Here is a 17,715-nt window from a genome sequence, read left to right on the forward strand (position 1 = left end):
CGCAACCACCCGGCAACGTCAGCCCCGCAGGATCGGCCCATGGACGAGCCCTCCGGCCCCGCCGCCGCCCCCACCCTTGTCGTCGTCGCCCACGGCAGCCGTGACCCACGCGCCCTGCGCACCGTCAGGGCCCTGCTGCGACAGATCGAGGAGCGGCGGCCCGGTATCGCCGTCCGGCTCGGGCACATCGAGATCGAGCGCCCGTCTCTGGCCGAGACGCTCGCCTCCTTGGGAAGCGGCCGGGCCGTACTCGTACCCCTGCTGCTCGGCCCCGGCCACCACGTCACCCACGACCTGCCGCGCGCCGCCGCCTCCGCGCCCCGGCTCCGGACCACGATCGCCGCGCCCCTCGGCCCGCACCCGCTGCTGGTCGAGACCCTGCGGGCGCGCCTCGTGGAGGCCGGCTGGCGAGACGAACCGCACCGCGCTCACGACAGCGGAGTCGTCCTCGCCGCCGCCGGATCGCGCGACCCGCGCTCGGCCGCCGCAGCACGCCGGACGGCGGAGCTGCTGAGCGCCCGCCTCGGCGGGGTGCCGGTCGTCCCCGCGTACGCCTCGGCCGCCGCCCCCACCGTCCCCGACGCCGTAAGGGAGCTGATCGCGCGGGGGCGGACCCGCGTCGCGCTCGCGTCGTACTTCACCGCGCCCGGCCACTTCGCCACCCGCGCGGCGGCCCATGCCCCCTGGATCACCGCCGCCCCGCTCGGCGCCCACCCGCAGCTGGCCCGCCTCCTGCTCCACCGCTACGACGAGGCGCGCTCTCGCCTCGCCGCCCCGCCGGTTACCTTCGGTGCATGGAAGGCATCCCCGCACCTCACGACCGCAGTCCCGACAGCGTCTACCAGCCGGCGGACCACGAGCGCTACTCGGCCGAGCCCGACAAGCGTCCCGGCCGCACCGCCTTCCAGCGCGACCGCGCGCGTGTCCTGCACTCCTCCGCCCTGCGCCGGCTCGCCGGCAAGACCCAGGTCGTGACCCCCGGCTCACAGAGCCAGGAGTGGGACGCCAGCCCGCGCACCCGGCTGACCCACTCCCTGGAGTGCGCCCAGGTCGGCCGTGAACTCGGCGCCGCGCTCGGCTGCGACCCTGATCTCGTCGAGACGGCGTGCCTCTCGCACGACATGGGCCATCCGCCCTTCGGCCACAACGGCGAACAGGTCCTCAACGACTTCGCGAAGGACTGCGGCGGCTTCGAGGGCAACGCCCAGTCGCTGCGGCTGCTCACCCGAATCGAGCCGAAGCGTTTCGTCCGCGCCGACTCGGTCTCCGCCGCGCTCACCGCGCCGCACGCCGAGGCGGCCGTCGAGGCGGAGGCCGATACCGACGGCGGCGCCCGTCTCATCAGCGTCGGCCTCAACCTCACCCGCGCCGTCCTCGACGCCGCGACCAAGTACCCCTGGCCGCAGGGCGCCCACCCCACCGACCCGGGCTCGGTGAAGTTCGGCGTGTACGAGGACGACCTGCCGGTCTTCGCCTGGGCCAGGCGCGGCGCACCGCCGAACCGCACCTGCTTCGAGGCGCAGGTGATGGACTGGTCCGACGATGTCGCCTACTCGGTGCACGACTTCGAGGACGGCCTGCACGCCGGCCATGTCGACCCGAGGACGCTTCTCTCCGAGTCCGAGCGCGCGGAGATCTGGGCGGTCGCCATCGGCCGCTACGTACCGCACGGAACCGACCCGGCGCAGCTGGCCGACGCGCTCGACCGGCTCATGGTCCAGGAGTGGTGGCCGCACGGGTACGACGGGACGGCCGTCGCCCAGGCCAGGCTCAAGGACGCCACCAGCCAGCTCATCGGCCGGTTCTGTCTCGCGGCGGAGAGCGCCACCCGGGCGGAGTACGGTACGGGGCCGCTCAGCAGGTACGGCGCCTCGCTGGTCGTGCCGCGCGAGGCGCGCGACGAGTGCGCCGTACTGAAAGCCGTCGCCCACCGCTATGTGATGCAGCGCGCCGACCAGGAATCCCTCCGCGCGGACCAGCGCATCGTCCTCTCCGAACTCGCCCGGACGCTGACCGCCCGCGCGCCCGACGGGCTGGACCCGCAGTTCCGCGCGCTCTTCGACACGGCGCCCGACGACCGCGCCCGCAAGCGGGTGATCGTCGATCAGATCGCCTCGCTCACGGACGCGGCGGCGCGCTCCCTGCACACGGCGCTCACCGGCCGTACATGAGGACGCCCTGAGACACGCGCCAGGGATACGCGCCCGGGGAACACGCCTGACGACCTACGTGACGACGTACATGAGGGACGCACCTGAACACCGCCCCACCTGCCGCGACCTGGGCCCCCGCACCACCCACCACGCAGGGGCATCGCACGCCCTCCTCGGGTACGCGCATCACGCACCCGTCATATTCAGCCAACGGCCGAAGCGGGCCGAGCCGCCACGCGCTGGGGTGACGCGTGTAGCAAGGTAGCCACATCAAGCCGGAACCATGCCCGTGGAGCCTCCCCTCTTTCGCCATCACGCTCCGTGCGGGACGCTCACAGATGGCGGCAGCGTAACGAGGAGGCATCAAGTGGTCGACGCACATCGGACTTTCGTCATCGTCGGCGGTGGGCTGGCCGGGGCGAAAGCCGCGGAAACCCTCCGTTCCGACGGATTCGCCGGCCGAGTGATCATCATCGGGGACGAGGGAGACCACCCCTACGAACGCCCCCCGCTGTCGAAAGGCTTCCTGACCGGCAAGGAGGAGCGCGACAGCGTCTTCGTCCACGAACCCGCCTGGTACGCCCAGCACCAGGTGGAGCTCCACCTCGGCCAGACGGTCACCGAGATCGACCGCGACACCCGCTGCGTCCACCTCGGCGACGGCACCTCCGTGCGCTACGACAAGCTGCTCCTCACCACCGGCTCCGAACCCCGCCGCCTCGACATCCCCGGCACCGATCTCGCCGGTGTCCACCATCTGCGCCGGCTCGCCCACGCCGACCGGCTGCGCCAGGTCCTCACCACCCTCGGCCGCGACAACGGCCATCTGGTCATCGCAGGCGCCGGCTGGATCGGTCTGGAGGTCGCCTCCGCCGCCCGCGGGTACGGCACGGAGGTCACCGTCGTCGAGAGCCACTCGACCCCCCTGCACCAGGTCATCGGCCCGGAGCTGGGGCAGCTCTTCACCGATCTGCACAGGGAGCACGGCGTACGGTTCCACTTCGGCGCCCGGCTCACCGAGATCGTCGGCCAGGACGGCATGGTCCTCTCCGTCCGTACGGACGACGGCGAGGAGCACATGGCGCACGCCGTGCTCGCCGCGATCGGCGCCGCGCCCCGTACGGGTCTCGCCGAGGCGGCCGGTCTCGACCTCGTGGACCGCGAGCACGGCGGCGGCGTCGCCGTCGACCTCGGTCTGCGCACCTCCGACCCGGACATCTACGCCGCCGGCGACGTGGCCTCCTTCCCGTTCTCCCTGCCCGGCACCGAGCTGCCCACGGACCGGCTGCGTGTCGAACACTGGGCCAACGCGCTCAACGGCGGCCCGGCCGCCGGCCGCTCGATGCTCGGCCAGGACGTGACGTACGACCGCCTCCCGTACTTCTTCTCCGACCAGTACGACCTGGGCCTGGAGTACTCGGGCTGGGCGCCGCCCGGCAGTTACGACCAGGTGGTGGTGCGCGGCGACGCGGGAAAGCGGGAGTTCATCGCCTTCTGGCTCAAGGACCGCCGGGTGCTCGCCGGGATGAACGTCAACGTCTGGGACGTCACCGGGGACATCCAGCGGATCATCCGCTCCGGCAGCCGGCAGGACCTCGAAGCCCTCGCCGACCCGACGGTCCCGCTGGAGAGCTTCGGCACGCCCGACAGCTGAGGAATCCGGCCGCGCCACCCCGGCGGGCCGGGTCGTCGCCGGACCGGGCGTAAGGGACTGTCGGCGCGTCCCCGTAGAATTCTCGCGTGGCAGGCAGGATCAACGACGACGACGTGAAGGTGGTTCGGGACGCGGTCCCGATCGACACCGTCGTGTCCGAGTATCTGCAACTGCGCCCGGCCGGCGGAGGCAATCTCAAGGGCCTCTGCCCCTTCCACGACGAGAAGTCCCCGTCCTTCCAGGTCAGTCCGGGCAAGGGTCTCTTCCACTGCTTCGGCTGCCAGGAGGGCGGGGACACCATCGCCTTCGTGATGAAGATCGACCATCTCTCCTTCTCGGAGACGGTCGAGCGCCTCGCCGCCAAGGCGGGCATCACGCTGCGGTACGAGGAGGGGGGATACAACCCCACCCACCAGCGGGGCGAGCGGATCCGGCTGGTGGAGGCGCACAAGGCGGCGGCCGATTTCTATGTGGAGCAGCTCGCCGGCGAAGAGGCCGGGATCGGCCGGAAGTTCCTGGCGGAGCGCGGTTTCGACCAGGCGGCGGCCGAGCATTTCGGCATCGGCTACAGCCCGGCCGGCTGGGACCATCTGACCCGTTTCCTGCGCGGCAAGGGCTTCAGCGACAAGGAACTGCTGCTCGCCGGGCTCTCCCAGGACGGCCGCCGGGGCCCGATCGACCGGTTCCGGGGCCGGCTGATGTGGCCCATCCGCGACATCTCCGGCGAGGTCGTCGGCTTCGGCGCGCGCAAGCTGCGCGACGACGACAACGGACCGAAGTATCTGAACACCCCCGACACCGCGATCTACCGGAAGTCGCAGGTCCTGTACGGGGTGGACCTGGCCAAGAAGGACATCGCCAAGGCCAGCCGGGCCGTGGTGGTCGAGGGCTACACCGACGTGATGGCCTGCCATCTCGCGGGCATCACCACCGCCATCGCCACCTGCGGCACGGCCTTCGGCACCGACCACATCAAGATCCTGCGCAGGCTGCTGATGGACAACGGCTCCGCGCGGGTGATCTTCACCTTCGACGGGGACGCGGCCGGCCAGAAGGCCGCGCTGCGGGCCTTCGAGGACGACCAGAAGTTCGCCGCCGAGACGTACATCGCGATCGCGCCCGACGGCATGGACCCGTGCGAACTGCGCCTCAGCAAGGGCGACGCGGCGGTCCAGGACCTGGTGGAACCGCGCACGCCGCTCTTCGAGTTCGCCATCCGCCAGATCGTCTCCCGATACGACCTGGAGACCCCGGCGGGCCGCGCGTCCGCGCTGGACGAGGCGGGCCCCATCGTGGCCCGGATCAAGAACGGCGCCTCGCAGCACGAGGTCGCCGTGCAGCTCGCCGGCATCCTCGGCATCCTCGACACCCAGTTCGTCGTCAAGCGCGTGGCGCAGATGGCCCGTTGGGCGCGCGACCGGGGCGGACGCGGTCCGGCGGGGCCGGCGGGCCAGACACCCGACCGCGGCGGACGGGGCGGCTCCCCGTCCTCGTACGACTCCGGGCGGCCCCCGGCCACCTCCGGGCCCGCGCTCAATCTCCGCAGCCCCGCCCACCGCACCGAGCGCGAGCTGCTCAAACTCGCCCTCCAGCGCCCGGAGCTGGTCTCCCCGGCCTTCGACGCGTACGGCGTGGACGAGTTCACCGCCCCGCCGTACGCGGCGGTCCGCCGGGCGATCGAGGACGCGGGCGGCGCCGAGCAGGGCACCGGTTCCGCACCTGAGTATCTGGCCCGGGTCCGCGAGGCCGCGCCGAACGACGCGGTGCGCGCCCTGGTCACCGAGCTGGCGGTGGAGGTCTTCCACGGCAAGACGATCGACGAGGCGTACGCGGGGGAGCAGCTCGTACGGGTCCGGCTGCGCGCCGTCGACATCCGCATCAACGACGTGACCGGCTCGCTGGCCCGTCTGGGCGCGGGCGGGGACGACGAACGGCACCAGACGGTGCAGAACGAGCTGTGGGTGCTCCAGCAGTACCGCCAGTCACTGCGCAACAGCGGAGCCGCGGCTCTCTGAGGGGTGGCCCCGGGGCGGAGGTATGTCTCTCTCGTCCCCCTGTCGTCACACCACCCCCACCGGCCCCAACTTCCTTGGTTTTAAACATCCTTCGGTAACTGCCCGGTTACGCACGGGACTCAGAAAGTCCCCGCACACCTCTCGTGGCGGCCGTGTGCCGTAAGCCACACTGGACAGCGGTGCCTGTGTTCTCGGAGCGCGGCCGGTTAACCCACAGTGGGCCTCTGACCCCCGCGGATCCGCTCATCGTGTACGGGACTGACGGCGGCCCGGCCGCCCACGTCCCGCTGCCGCACGCCCCCGATCCGGCAGCGATCACCCTGGAGGCCGCCCCCGTGCAGACCCAGACCCTGACCGAGACCGAGACCGAGCTGGCGTCGGCGGTTCCGTCGCAGAGCCGTGCCGCGCACCACCCGGAGGCGATCCCGGAGGCGGTCCCCGAGGCGGTCCCGGAGACCCTCATCGAGGACCCGGTGGACATCCCAGAGATCCCGGAACGCGTCGGTGCACGTGGCAAGGCGGACAGCGGAGGGCCCTCGTCCGACCTCTTCCGGCAGTACCTGCGGGAGATCGGGCGGATCAAACTGCTCACCGCCGTCGAGGAGGTGGACCTCGCGCGCCGCGTCGAGGCCGGCCTCTTCGCCGAGGAGAAGCTCGGCTCCACGCCGGACCTGGACTCCCAGCTCGCCGTCGATCTCGACCGGCTCGTCGTGCTCGGCCGGATGGCCAAACGCCGGCTCATCGAGGCGAACCTGCGGCTCGTCGTGTCCGTCGCCAAACGGTACGTGGGCCGGGGACTGACGATGCTCGATCTCGTCCAGGAGGGGAACCTCGGACTGATCCGCGCGGTCGAGAAGTTCGACTACGCGCGCGGCTACAAGTTCTCCACGTACGCGACGTGGTGGATCCGCCAGGCCATGTCCCGCGCGCTGGCCGACCAGGCCCGGACGATCCGGGTCCCCGTCCATGTGGTCGAGCTGATCAACCGTGTCGTCCGCGTCCAGCGCCGCATGCTCCAGGAACGGGGCTACGAGCCCACCCACGAAGAGGTCGCGAACCACCTGGAGCTGACCGCCGAGCGCGTCGGCGAGGTCCTGCGGCTCGCCCAGGAACCCGTCTCGCTGCACGCGCCGGTGGGCGAGGAGGACGACGTCGCCTTCGGTGATCTGATCGAGGACGGCGACGCGGCCTCACCCGTGGAGTCGGCCGCGTTCCTGCTGCTCCGCGAGCATCTGGAGGCGGTCCTCTCCACGCTCGGCGAGCGCGAACGCAAGGTGGTCCAGCTCCGTTACGGCCTGGCGGACGGCCGCCCGCGCACGCTGGAGGAGATCGGCCGGATCTTCGGGGTCACGCGCGAGCGGATCCGCCAGATCGAGTCCAAGACCCTGAGCAAACTCCGCGACCACGCGTTCGCGGACCAGCTGCGCGGCTATCTGGACTGAGCGCACCACCGCGCAGCCGCTTCTCGACCGGGCCGCTTCCCGACCGGGCCGGACGGGCCACCCGAGGCGGCCCGTCCGGCGATCGCGAACCCGGCGATCGTGGCCCTAGTCCACCTCGGCGACCGCCTGCGCGAACTGGGCCGCGTACAGCCGCGCGTACGCGCCCTCCGCCGCCAACAGGCCCTCGTGCGTGCCCTGTTCGACGATCGCGCCGTTCTCCATCACCAGGATCACGTCCGCGTCCCTGATCGTGGAGAGCCGGTGCGCGATCACGAAGCTCGTCCGCCCGTGCGCCAGCTGGGCCATCGCCTTCTGGATCAGCACCTCCGTACGGGTGTCCACCGAGCTGGTCGCCTCGTCCAGCACCAGGATCACCGGGTCGGACAGGAACGCCCGCGCGATCGTGATGAGCTGCTTCTCGCCCGCGCTGACGCCCGACCCCTCGTCGTCGATCACGGTCTCGTACCCGTCGGGCAGCGTCCGGATGAAACGGTCCGCGTGGGCCGCCTTCGCCGCCTCCTCGATCTGCGCCCGGGTGACGTCGCGCGGCGCGCCGTACGCGATGTTCTCCGCGATCGTGCCGCCGAACAGCCAGGTGTCCTGGAGGACCATGCCGATGCGGGACCGCAGGTCCTCGCGCGACATGGTGGCGATGTCGATGTCGTCCAGCCTGATCCGGCCCGCCGTCACCTCGTAGAACCGCATCAGCAGATTGACCAGCGTCGTCTTGCCCGCGCCCGTCGGCCCGACGATCGCGACCGTCTGGCCCGGCTCGACCGACAGCGACAGACCGTCGATGAGCGGCTTGTCCGGCTCGTACCGGAACGCCACGTCCTCCAGCGCCACCCCGCCCCGCAGCTCGTGCGGCCGCTCGGCGGAGGGAGCGTCCTTCTCCTGCTCGTCCGCGTCGAGCAGTTCGAATATTCGCTCCGCGGACGCGACCCCGGACTGGACGAGGTTGGCCATCGACGCCACCTGCGTCAGCGGCATCGAGAACTGCCGCGAGTACTGGATGAACGCCTGCACATCGCCGATGGACAGCGTGCCCGACGCGACACGCAGCCCGCCGACGACCGCCACCAGCACATAGTTGAGGTTGGAGATGAAGAACATCAGCGGCTGCATGATCCCGCTGTTGTACTGCGCCTTGAAGCCCGCCTCGTACAGCGCGTCGTTCTGCTCCTTGAACAGCTGCGCCGACTCGTCCTGCCGCCCGAAGACCTTCACCAGGGCGTGACCCGTGTACATCTCCTCGACATGGGCGTTCAGCGTGCCCGTGGACTTCCACTGCGCGACGAAGTGCGGCTGCGAGCGCTTGCCGACCTTCGTCGCCACGAACACCGACAGCGGCACCGTCACCAGCGCGACCAGCGCCAGCAGCGGCGAGATCCAGAGCATCATGCCCAGCACGCCGACAATCGTCAGCAGGGAGTTGATGAGCTGCCCCATCGTCTGCTGGAGCGTCTGCGAGATGTTGTCGACGTCGTTCGTCGCCCGGCTCAGCACCTCACCGCGCTGCTGACGGTCGAAGTACGACAGCGGCAGCCGCGACAGCTTGGCCTGTACGTCCTCACGCATCCGGTAGATGGTGAGGTTGATGACCCGGATGGAGAGCCGGGTCGAGACCAGCATCAGCAGCCCGGCCGCCACGTACACCGCCAGCGCCAGCAGCAGGACCCGACCGACCGCGTCGAAGTCGATGCCCTGCCCCGGCGTGAAGTCCACCCCGGAGAGCAGATCGGCGAGCCCGTCGTCGCCCTGCTCCCGCAGCCCCGAGACCGTCTCGTCCTTGCTGGCACCCCCCGGCGTCTGACGGCCGATGACCCCCGCGAAGATCAGGTCGGTCGCCGAGCCGAGGATCTTCGGGCCCACCACCGACGCCGCGACGCTCAGCACACCCGCGGCGAGCATCCACCACAGGGTCACCTTCTCGCGCGCCAACTGCCTCAGCAGCCGCTTGCTCGACCCCTTGAAATCCATCGACCGCTGCGAAGGAGCTCCCGCGCCGGCCGCCATCATGCGTCCACCAGGACCGCTCATCAGGCCGCCTCCGCCTCGGTCAGCTGGGAGAGCACGATCTCCCGGTACGTCTCGTTCTCCGCCATCAGCTCGTGATGACGCCCCTCACCGACCACCCGGCCCTCGTCCATGACGATGATCCGGTCCGCGTCGCGGATGGTCGACACCCGCTGGGCGACGATCACCACCGTCGCCTCGGCGGTCTCGCGCGCCAGCGCGGCGCGCAGTGCCGCGTCCGTCGCGTAGTCCAGCGCGGAGAACGAGTCGTCGAAGAGATAGATCTCCGGGCGCTGCACCAGCGTGCGCGCGATGGCCAGCCGCTGCCGCTGCCCGCCGGACACGTTCGTGCCACCCTGGGCGATCGGCGCGTTCAGCCCGCCCTCCAGAGCGGTGACGAACTCCTTGGCCTGGGCCACGTCGAGCGCGTGCCACAGCTCCTCGTCCGTCGCGTCCGGATTGCCGTACCGCAGATTCGTCGCCACCGTCCCCGAGAACAGATACGGCTTCTGCGGCACCAGACTGACCGTCTTGGCCAGCAGTGCCGGATCGAGACCGCGTACGTTCTCCCCGTCCACCAGCACCTCGCCCGCGGTCGCGTCGACCAGCCGGGGCACCAGCCCGAGCAGGGTGGACTTGCCGCTGCCGGTCGAGCCGATGACGGCGGTCGTCTCGCCCGGTCGCGCGGTCAGGGACACCGCGCGCAGCACCGGCTCCTCGGCCCCCGGGTAACGGAACTCCGCGCCCCGCACCTCCAGGTGCCCGTGCCGGCGCAGCGTCCGCACCGGGTCCTTCGGCGGGACGACGCTCGACCGGGTGTCGAGCACCTCCTCGATGCGCTCGGCACACACCTCGGCACGCGGCACCATCATGAACATGAAGGTGGCCATCATCACGGCCATCACGATCTGCATGAGATACGCGAGGAACGCGGTCAGCGCGCCGATCTGCATCCCGCCGCTGTCGATGCGGTGCGCGCCGAACCAGACGACGGCGACCGACGACACGTTCACGACGGTCATCACGACCGGGAACATCAGCGCCATCAGCCGGCCGGTCGCCAGCTGCATCTCGGTCAGATCGGTGTTGGCCTTCTTGAACCGCTCCTTCTCGTACTCGTCCCGCACGAAGGCGCGGATGACGCGGTTGCCGGTTATCTGCTCACGCAGCACCCGGTTCACCGTGTCGAGCCGCTCCTGCATGGTGCGGAACAGCGGACGCATCCGCTTGACGATCAGGCTCACCGAGACACCGAGCACCGGCACAACGGCGAGCAGCACCCCCGACAGCGGCACGTCCTGGCCGAGCGCCATGACGATGCCGCCCACGCACATGATCGGGGCCGACACCATCAGCGTGAACGACATCAGGACCAGCATCTGCACCTGCTGGACGTCGTTGGTCGTCCGCGTGATCAGCGAAGGCGCCCCGAACTGGCCGACCTCCCGGGCGGAGAAGCTCTGCACCCGGTCGAATATCGCGGCCCGCACGTCACGGCCGAGGGCCGAGGCGGTGCGCGAACCGTAGTAGACCGCGCCGATCTGGCCGAGGACCTGGAGGACGCTGACGGCGATCATGAGACCGCCGAACTCCATGATGTAGCCCGTGTCCCCCTTCACCACACCGTTGTCGATGATGTCGGCGTTGAGGGTCGGCAGATAGAGGGAGGCACAGGTCTGGAGGAACTGGAAGGCCACCAGCAGAACGATGGCCGTTCTGTAGGGGACCAGATGGGTTCTCAGTAGTCGTAGCAGCACGTACTGTCTCTCGGGCTCGGCAAGATCGGGGGTCGGACCCCATCCTGCGACACGCGGGCCGCAGGAACCCAAGGGTTTTCCACAAAGGACAGGTCAAGAACGACTGTCATACCGCGGCCCACCCGCCCCACCGCCCCCGCGCCCTCCGACCCTCCGCCCCGCGAACGGCGCCCCCGTCCCGCCCCGCTTGCTGCCGCGCCCCGCGACCGCCCGCTCCTACGCCCCGGCCACGGACGAGAAGGCCCCCGGGTGGATCTGCTCACGCCCGGCCGTGTACTGCTGGCGCACCGCCGCGCCGACCGCCGCATCCTCGCCCGGCTCGAAGACCAGAGCCGCCGCGCCCCGCCACTCCGGCGGTGTGTGCGGCGACAGCGTGTTCTTCGACACCCCCAGCGCCCAGGCCGCCTGCCGGGCCGCGCCCAGCGCCGCGTAGTCGGCCGGCTCCGGCACGACCACCTGCGCCCCGAAGATCCCCGGCGCACACGCCTGCACGGCGGGCAGCCCGGCCGCGGCGCCCAGCAGAAAGACCCGCCGTACCTCGACGCCGCGCCCGCGCACCACGTCCATCGCGTCGGCCAGCGAGCAGAGCATCCCCTCGAACGCGGCACGCGCAAGATGCTCCGGCTTCATCGACTCCCGCCGCAGACCGGTCAACGTGCCCGCCGTGTGCGGCAGTTGAGGCGTCTTCTCGCCCTCCAGATAGGGCAGGAACACCAGCCCGGACGCGCCCGGCGTGGACTTGAGCGCCAGCGCGGACAGCTCGTCAAGATCCTCGGTCCCCAGCAGCTCCGCCGTCCCGCGCAGGGCCCGTACGGCGTTGAGCGTGTGCACGACCGGCAGATGCATCCCCGTGGCGTCGGCGAACGAGGTGATCATCCCGGAGGGGTCCGCCAGCGCCTCGTGGTGCACCGTCATCACGGACCCCGAGGCGCCCAGCGACACGACCGCGTCGCCGATCCCGACGCCGAGCCCGAAGGCGGCGGCCATGGTCTCGCCCGTACCGGCGGAGATCAGCAGCCCCTCGGGTGTGGTCCCGGCCGCCTCGGCCGGACCGAGCACCTCCGGCAGCGCCGCCGGGTGGCCCAGCGCGAGCTCCATCAGATCCGGGCGGTAGGCACCTGTGCGGGCGGACCAGAAACCGGAACCGGACGCCGCGCCCCGGTCCGTCGTCCGCCGGGCGGGCCGGCCGAGCAACTGCCACACCAGCCAGTCGTGCGGCTGGAGGATCATCGCCGTACGCCGCGCCGCGTCGGGCTCGTTCCGCGCCAGCCAGCGCAGCTTCGCCAGCGGCTGGCCGGCCTGTGGCACCGACCCGACGGCCTCGGCCCAGGCCTGCCGGCCGCCGAGCGCGTCGATCAGATCGGCGGCGGCGACCTGCGCGCGCTTGTCGTTGCCGAGCAGGGCGGGGCGTACGAGATTGCCCGCCTGGTCGAGGGGGACGAGTCCGTGCTGCTGAGCGGAGACGCCGATGGCCTCCACCCCCTCCAGCAGCCCGCCCCCCGCGGCCTCGCCGAGCGACAGCAGCCAGGCCTGCGGATCGATCTCGGTGGCCTTGGCCTCGACGGGATGGACCGCGTATCCCTGACGGAGTACGGCACCCGTGTCCGCGTCACACACGATGATGCGCGTGGAACCCGACGAACTGTCCAACCCGGCGACTATTCCCATGGCACGATTCTGCCGCACTCGCGGGGCCGGGGAGGTGTCCGGGACGGAGCCGGATGCCGGAGGCCCGGCACCGCGGGGTCAGGTGTTGGTGGTTCCCCAGTCGTCCTCGCCGTTGTGGTTGCGCGAGCGCAGCGACCGGACCCGCTCGGCCACGGACTCCGGGACCCGGTCCCAGTCCCCGACCTTGTCGCTCACCGAGTGGTAGGCCTTGCCCGCGTACTCGCGGCCGGACAGCGCCGCGGTCTCGGCGGCGTTGCGCACGGCGGGGTTCTGCGAGATCCGGTTGGCGGACTTCTTGAGCTGCTCGTAGCGCTCGCGCCCGGCCCTCGTACCGAGTACGTAACCGACAGCCAGTCCCGCGATGAACATGAGGCGCCGCATGGCCTGCCACCCTTCGTTAGTTCGTTGGCATCGGACCTTGAGCCGTGACGTCCGCCTACCCCGGAGACCCGAGATCACCCAGTGTGACCCGGCGGGATACCGATTGGCGGAGCACCCCCCTGCTTGCGCTAATGTATGTGTCGCAGCGGACGTCCGCCGCCCGGCAGAGCCGGAGCGGGTACGTTCGGTGCAAACGCAGCAATCCCCTGTAGCTCAATTGGCAGAGCAGCCGGCTGTTAACCGGCAGGTTACTGGTTCGAGTCCAGTCGGGGGAGCGCGATCTCCTGTAGCTCAATTGGCAGAGCATTCGGCTGTTAACCGGAGGGTTGCTGGTTCGAGTCCAGCCGGGAGAGCAGTTGGGAAAGAGGACCCCTCGGGGTCCTCTTTCTCATGCCCGGGGACAGTTCGCCGAGGGCGCGCGGGTCACCTTCCGGGTGATCTTCGGGCTTCCTGGAACCGGCCGGGGCACGGTGAAGTCCTCATGGTCAGGCGTTGCCGACCATCCGAAGCAGGAGATCGTATGAGCGGCTATGCTGCGGCAGACGGCGCGCACAAATGTGCGCGACGCGCCGTTAGGGGCGGTAGCTCAGCCGGTTAGAGCAGCGGACTCATAATCCGTCGGCCGTGGGTTCGAGTCCCACCCGCCCCACCACGGTGCTGTGGCGAAGGAACGATTCGACCTGCGAGGCCACCATGCACCGCCTCGCGGGGACTTCGGGTCGCGACACGCTGACAATCTTTTGATCATCCCCGGTCGGCCCAGTGCTCCGGCGATCATGGGGCCGTCACGCTCGGCCCCGTGTGCGACCCCGAGGCGGTCGCGCGGATGTGAGTACGGGAGACATGGGTACGGAGCAGTGTCCGCAGCATCGCCGCTCCCGCCAGGACGGCGCAGAGGTGCAGCGCCACCGCGGCCAGAGGGTGTTCGGGCGGCAGGGCGTCGGCCGGCTCCGCCCGTGCCAGATAGAGCGTGACGGGTACCTTCCAGCCGCTCCACGCGAAGAGCGAGCCCGAGCCGATCCAGCCGAGCACCAGCGCCGGTCCGCGCGGCAGCCGCGCCGGGCGTGCGCGGGCGAGCATCGTGACCGCGCCGGCGGCGGCGAGCGCCCAGCCACCCGAAAGCGCGACCAGCGCGTACCAGTCGGTGTTCCGCCCGGCCGGGTGGGAGATTCCCGCCGTACCGCCGAACGCCCAGAAGAGCCAGACCAGTCCGACCGCGGCGGCGACGGCGGCGGCCCACGGCCGGGCCGTGCGCGGGCCGTCGCCGAGTCTGCCGGTGAAGGCGTCGGGCCAGCGGCGCCGTAGATACGCGGGGACGGCGACGGCCAGCCCCAGCCCCATGCCCACAAAGCCGAACTGGACCAACACGCCTTCCCAGACCGGCATCTCCGGCTCGTCGCCGCCCGTCCCGGAGCCGCCGCTCCCGCCTCCCCCGAGCGCGCCGAACACCGCGAACGGCAGTATCGAGACGAGGAAACCCGAGCCCACCCAGGCGCAGAACGCGACCGGCGGTCCCGGTATCCGCATCCCCCACGGCCGTACCAGCGCCAGCGCCAGGGCGATCCCGATCGTGGCCATGCCGATGGTGACGGTGTTGAGGACCACCCACTCCGCCAGGCCGAACCCGTCGCCGGCCGGCAGTACTCCCACGAGTGAGCCGGCCACCCACGAGACCTTGATCAGCGCGTACGGCACCAGCGCCAGGGCCGCCCCGTAAGCGGCTCCCCTTCCGACCCGGTCCCAGCGTTCCACCGGAGCCCCCTTCCGTCCGAATTCCCCTTGGGCCTACGGGAATTCATCGTCGAAGGTCACCCGCACCGGCCACATCCCCCGCCGGCCGCATTCGTCTCCCCCGCCCGGCGGAGAGGGGGCGGTTCAGACGAGGGAGGCGAGTGACTCCCGCTGGAACGGCCGGAGTTCGTCCACGCGGCCCTCCACGACCTTGCGCAGCCAGGTCGGGTCGCCCAGCAGGGCCCGGCCGACGGCGATCAGATCGAACTCGTCCCGTTCCATGCGGTCCAACAGGCCGTCGATGTGGGTGACTCGGCCCCGCTGCCCGTGGAGCGCGGGGATGAACTCGTTGTCGAGGCCCACCGATCCGACGCTGATCGCCGGCTTCCCGGTGAGCTTCTTCGCCCACCCCGCGAGGTTGAGGTCCGAGCCCTCGAACTCCGGCGGGTGGAAGCGGCGCGTCGAGCAGTGGAAGGCGTCCACGCCCGCCGCCGCGAGCGGTGCGAGGAGGGTGTCGAGTTCGCGCGGGTCGCCGGCGAGCCGCGCGTCGAAGGCGCCCATCTTCCACTGCGAGATCCGGAGGAGGACCGGGAAGTCCGCAGGCACGGCGGCACGGCACGCTTCGACGATCTCCACGGCGAGACGGGCGCGGGAGGCGAGGTCGCCGCCGTAGCGGTCGGTACGGCGGTTGGTGTGCGACCAGAGGAACTGGTCGATGAGATAGCCGTGGGCGGCGTGCACCTCGATCCCGTCGAAACCGGCCGCCCGCGCGTTCGCGGCCCCCTCCGCGTACGCCGCGATCACCGCGTCGATGTCCGCCGTGGTCATGGCCAGGCCGGACGCCGAGCCGTCGACGGCGATACCGGACGGTCCGACGACCGGGGCCGAGGGAACGGGTCCGGATCCCGGCTTACGGTCCATGCCCAGGTGCCAGAGCTGGGAGACGATCCTGCCGCCCTCGGCGTGGACCGCGTCGGTCACGGCGGCCCAGCCCCGGAGCGCCTCCTCGCCGTAGACGTGCGGGACGCGGTCGCTGCCGCCGGCCGACGGGTGGCCCACGTAGGTGCCCTCGGTGATGATCAGGCCCACGCCGCCCTCGGCCCGGCGGGCGTAGTAGCGCGCGACATCCGGGCCCGGTACGCCGCCGGGCGAGTGCTCGCGGGTCATCGATGCCATCACGACCCGGTTGGGGAGCGTGAGAGTGCCGAGGGTGAACGGGCGGCCGAGCACCATCCTGGCCCGGGTGGCGGGAGGCGGGGGAGCGGTGGCGCCGACGGGGATGGGCAGATCGGGGGTGGTGGGCATGGGACTGCTCGCTCTCGGTGAGTTCGGGCCCGGTTGCGTGTACGGCGTATCGGTTGTGTACAACGTACGCTCAAGAATGTACGTTGTACACCCTCGATAGGCTGGGGTGTGGCAGGTCCGGCCGGAAGGAGTGTCCATGCCCGCTCGGCAGAAGCCGGAAAACGGCGCGCCCACGGAAGGCCCACCGCTCTGGGAACGGCTCGAACGTCCCGCGCCCGCGCCGCGCGCCACGCTCACCCCCGCGCGGATCGCCGCGGCGGCGGTCGAACTCGCGGACCGGGAGGGACTCGACGCCGTGACCATGCGCCGGCTCGCCGGTGAGCTGGGCGTCGCGCCGATGGCGGCGTACCGCTACGTCACCGGCAAGGACGAACTCCTGGAGCTGATGGCCGACTTCGTCTACGGCGAGATGCGGCAGGACGGCGAGGCCGGTGACTGGCGGGAGGCGCTGCGGGGGCTGGCCGTCCGGACCCGGGCCGTACGGCTCCGCCATCCCTGGCTCTCCCGCGCGGCCCCGCACGGCCCCACCCCGAATCAACTCGTCGCGCCCGAGCGGGGCCTGGCCTCGCTGCACGGCCTCGGTCTCGACGCGGATCTGATGATGGTCGTCTTCCGTACGGTCATCGCGTACGTGGACGGCTCCGTCGACGCCGAACTCGCCCTGCGGCGGATGAGGGAGGAGCGGGGGTGGACCGGCGGACAGGAGAGCCGGACCGCGCTGGCCCCCCGGATGGCATGGCTCATGAACACCGGCCGCTACCCCAACTACGAGCGCTACCTGCACGAAGGCACCCGAAAGGATGATCCGGACTGGCAGTTCGAGACGGGCCTGGACTGTGTGCTCGACGGCATCGCCGCCCGGACGGGAATCTGACGCCGGCGCATTCGCGGTGCGGGAGAGGTCTCCGCGCCAGCAAAAGCAAGGCAAAGAGACCAAAAACCTCGCAGATGTGGTTCTCTTCCCCAATCAGCGGGCATCATCCCGCCGCAGCAGCCGCGCGTGCCCGCTCGAAGGGGGAAATTCGATGGGCCGACTCACGACGCCACCGGGCGGACCTCCCTCCGTGACTACGGCCGCCTTCGCCGTCCACGGTGAGGTCGGCAGCCCGCTCACGCTGACCGTCGCCGACCTCCGGGACGGATGGCGGCAGCACCGCGCCGACGTGGTCTTCGAATGCGCCAGCAGCGGGCCGCGGCACCACACCTTCGAAGGGCCCCTGCTGCGCGAGGTGGTCTCCGACGCGCGGCCGGACTTCGACGTGACGCGCCGGCGCGACCGCTCCCGCTTCCTGCTGGCCGTCACCGGCGGCGACGGGCATCACACGGTGCTGTCCTGGGGCGAGATCGACCCCGACTTCGGCGCCGTGCCCGCCCTGCTCGCCACCACGCTCGACGGGGTGGCGCTCGACCTGGTGGGCAGTCAGCTCGCCGTGCCGACCGACCGCTGCGGGGCGCGTTACATCAGCGCGATCACGAGCGTCTGGGTCGGCGCGCGGCTCGCGTCCGGGCCCGGCGCGAAGTGACGGCCGCCCTTGGGTGTTCCTCCAAGCCGCCCAGCATCTGCCATGGGTAATCGCCTCAAACATTGCAAAT

The 17,715-nt window shown here is 71.1% G+C and carries 12 protein-coding genes, 3 tRNA genes and 1 pseudogene; 10 read left to right on the plus strand and 6 right to left on the minus strand.

Annotation, left to right across the window (positions count from 1 at the left end; translation table 11 throughout):
- Nucleotides 1-39: 39 nt before the first annotated feature.
- The 5 genes and pseudogenes from ACFWU9_RS20410 to ACFWU9_RS20430 all read left to right on the plus strand — a co-directional run.
- Nucleotides 40-774 (plus strand): annotated as a pseudogene (locus tag ACFWU9_RS20410) (sirohydrochlorin chelatase); the annotation flags it as partial.
- Between the two features lie 20 nt (nt 775-794).
- Nucleotides 795-2,171 carry a deoxyguanosinetriphosphate triphosphohydrolase gene (locus tag ACFWU9_RS20415; RefSeq protein ID WP_384320284.1) on the plus strand — a complete coding sequence of 459 codons (1,377 nt, stop codon included), beginning with the start codon at nt 795-797 and terminating at the stop codon, nt 2,169-2,171.
- A gap of 349 nt (nt 2,172-2,520) precedes the next feature.
- Nucleotides 2,521-3,807, plus strand: a complete 1,287-nt coding sequence (locus ACFWU9_RS20420; RefSeq protein WP_384320286.1) for an NAD(P)/FAD-dependent oxidoreductase — start codon at nt 2,521-2,523, stop codon at nt 3,805-3,807.
- Nucleotides 3,808-3,893: 86 nt separating this feature from the next.
- Nucleotides 3,894-5,822: a DNA primase gene (gene dnaG, locus ACFWU9_RS20425; RefSeq protein ID WP_384320288.1), complete on the plus strand. Its 1,929-nt coding sequence runs from the start codon at nt 3,894-3,896 to the stop codon at nt 5,820-5,822.
- A 179-nt stretch (nt 5,823-6,001) separates the two neighbouring features.
- Complete coding sequence (locus tag ACFWU9_RS20430) at nt 6,002-7,264, plus strand: RNA polymerase sigma factor (protein ID WP_384320290.1); 1,263 nt, start codon at nt 6,002-6,004, stop codon at nt 7,262-7,264.
- A 105-nt stretch (nt 7,265-7,369) separates the two neighbouring features.
- Here ACFWU9_RS20430 and ACFWU9_RS20435 read toward each other — a convergent pair whose 3' ends face one another.
- From ACFWU9_RS20435 to ACFWU9_RS20450, 4 genes are all read right to left on the minus strand, one after another.
- Entirely contained in the window at nt 7,370-9,304 is a 1,935-nt protein-coding gene (locus ACFWU9_RS20435; RefSeq protein ID WP_384320292.1) for an ABC transporter ATP-binding protein, read from the minus strand.
- Nucleotides 9,304-11,037: an ABC transporter ATP-binding protein gene (locus ACFWU9_RS20440; protein WP_384320294.1), complete on the minus strand. Its 1,734-nt coding sequence runs from the start codon at nt 11,035-11,037 to the stop codon at nt 9,304-9,306. Before ACFWU9_RS20440 ends, ACFWU9_RS20435 begins: the two co-directional genes overlap by 1 nt.
- Before the next feature lie 216 nt (nt 11,038-11,253).
- Nucleotides 11,254-12,705 carry an FGGY family carbohydrate kinase gene (locus tag ACFWU9_RS20445; protein WP_384320296.1) on the minus strand — a complete coding sequence of 484 codons (1,452 nt, stop codon included), beginning with the start codon at nt 12,703-12,705 and terminating at the stop codon, nt 11,254-11,256.
- Between the two features lie 78 nt (nt 12,706-12,783).
- On the minus strand, nt 12,784-13,086 hold the full coding sequence (locus ACFWU9_RS20450) for a YtxH domain-containing protein (RefSeq protein ID WP_384320298.1): 303 nt from the start codon (nt 13,084-13,086) through the stop codon (nt 12,784-12,786).
- 202 nt (nt 13,087-13,288) lie between these two features.
- Here ACFWU9_RS20450 and ACFWU9_RS20455 point away from each other — a divergent pair.
- The 3 genes from ACFWU9_RS20455 to ACFWU9_RS20465 all read left to right on the plus strand — a co-directional run bounded on the left by ACFWU9_RS20455 (nt 13,289) and on the right by ACFWU9_RS20465 (nt 13,738).
- A tRNA-Asn gene (locus tag ACFWU9_RS20455) sits at nt 13,289-13,361 on the plus strand.
- A 5-nt stretch (nt 13,362-13,366) separates the two neighbouring features.
- A tRNA-Asn gene (locus ACFWU9_RS20460) sits at nt 13,367-13,439 on the plus strand.
- 222 nt (nt 13,440-13,661) lie between these two features.
- Nucleotides 13,662-13,738 (plus strand) — tRNA-Ile (locus tag ACFWU9_RS20465).
- A gap of 122 nt (nt 13,739-13,860) precedes the next feature.
- Here the strand turns inward: ACFWU9_RS20465 and ACFWU9_RS20470 are convergent.
- Nucleotides 13,861-14,838 (minus strand): hypothetical protein, encoded by a 978-nt coding sequence (locus ACFWU9_RS20470; RefSeq protein WP_384320300.1) that lies wholly within the window; start codon nt 14,836-14,838, stop codon nt 13,861-13,863.
- A gap of 123 nt (nt 14,839-14,961) precedes the next feature.
- On the minus strand, nt 14,962-16,122 hold the full coding sequence (locus ACFWU9_RS20475; protein ID WP_384320302.1) for an NADH:flavin oxidoreductase: 1,161 nt from the start codon (nt 16,120-16,122) through the stop codon (nt 14,962-14,964).
- Between the two features lie 136 nt (nt 16,123-16,258).
- On the opposite strand from ACFWU9_RS20475, the gene ACFWU9_RS20480 reads away from it, so the two are divergent.
- Both ACFWU9_RS20480 and ACFWU9_RS20485 read left to right on the plus strand, forming a co-directional pair.
- Nucleotides 16,259-16,996, plus strand: coding sequence for a TetR/AcrR family transcriptional regulator (locus tag ACFWU9_RS20480; RefSeq protein WP_384320304.1), 738 nt, complete (start codon nt 16,259-16,261; stop codon nt 16,994-16,996).
- Nucleotides 16,997-17,147: 151 nt separating this feature from the next.
- Nucleotides 17,148-17,645, plus strand: coding sequence for a molybdopterin-dependent oxidoreductase (locus ACFWU9_RS20485; protein ID WP_384320306.1), 498 nt, complete (start codon nt 17,148-17,150; stop codon nt 17,643-17,645).
- Nucleotides 17,646-17,715 lie beyond the last annotated feature (70 nt).

The organism is Streptomyces sp. NPDC058653 (assembly GCF_042716895.1).
Lineage (GTDB): Bacteria > Actinomycetota > Actinomycetes > Streptomycetales > Streptomycetaceae > Streptomyces.

Coding starts and splice junctions, on each gene's coding strand:
- ACFWU9_RS20415 (WP_384320284.1), top strand. CDS start 795: ATGGAAGGCATCCCCGCACCTCACGACCGCAGTCCCGACAGCGTCTAC.
- ACFWU9_RS20435 (WP_384320292.1), bottom strand. CDS start 9,304: ATGAGCGGTCCTGGTGGACGCATGATGGCGGCCGGCGCGGGAGCTCCT.
- ACFWU9_RS20445 (WP_384320296.1), bottom strand. CDS start 12,705: ATGGGAATAGTCGCCGGGTTGGACAGTTCGTCGGGTTCCACGCGCATC.
- ACFWU9_RS20450 (WP_384320298.1), bottom strand. CDS start 13,086: ATGCGGCGCCTCATGTTCATCGCGGGACTGGCTGTCGGTTACGTACTC.
- ACFWU9_RS20475 (WP_384320302.1), bottom strand. CDS start 16,122: ATGCCCACCACCCCCGATCTGCCCATCCCCGTCGGCGCCACCGCTCCC.
- ACFWU9_RS20480 (WP_384320304.1), top strand. CDS start 16,259: ATGCCCGCTCGGCAGAAGCCGGAAAACGGCGCGCCCACGGAAGGCCCA.
- ACFWU9_RS20485 (WP_384320306.1), top strand. CDS start 17,148: ATGGGCCGACTCACGACGCCACCGGGCGGACCTCCCTCCGTGACTACG.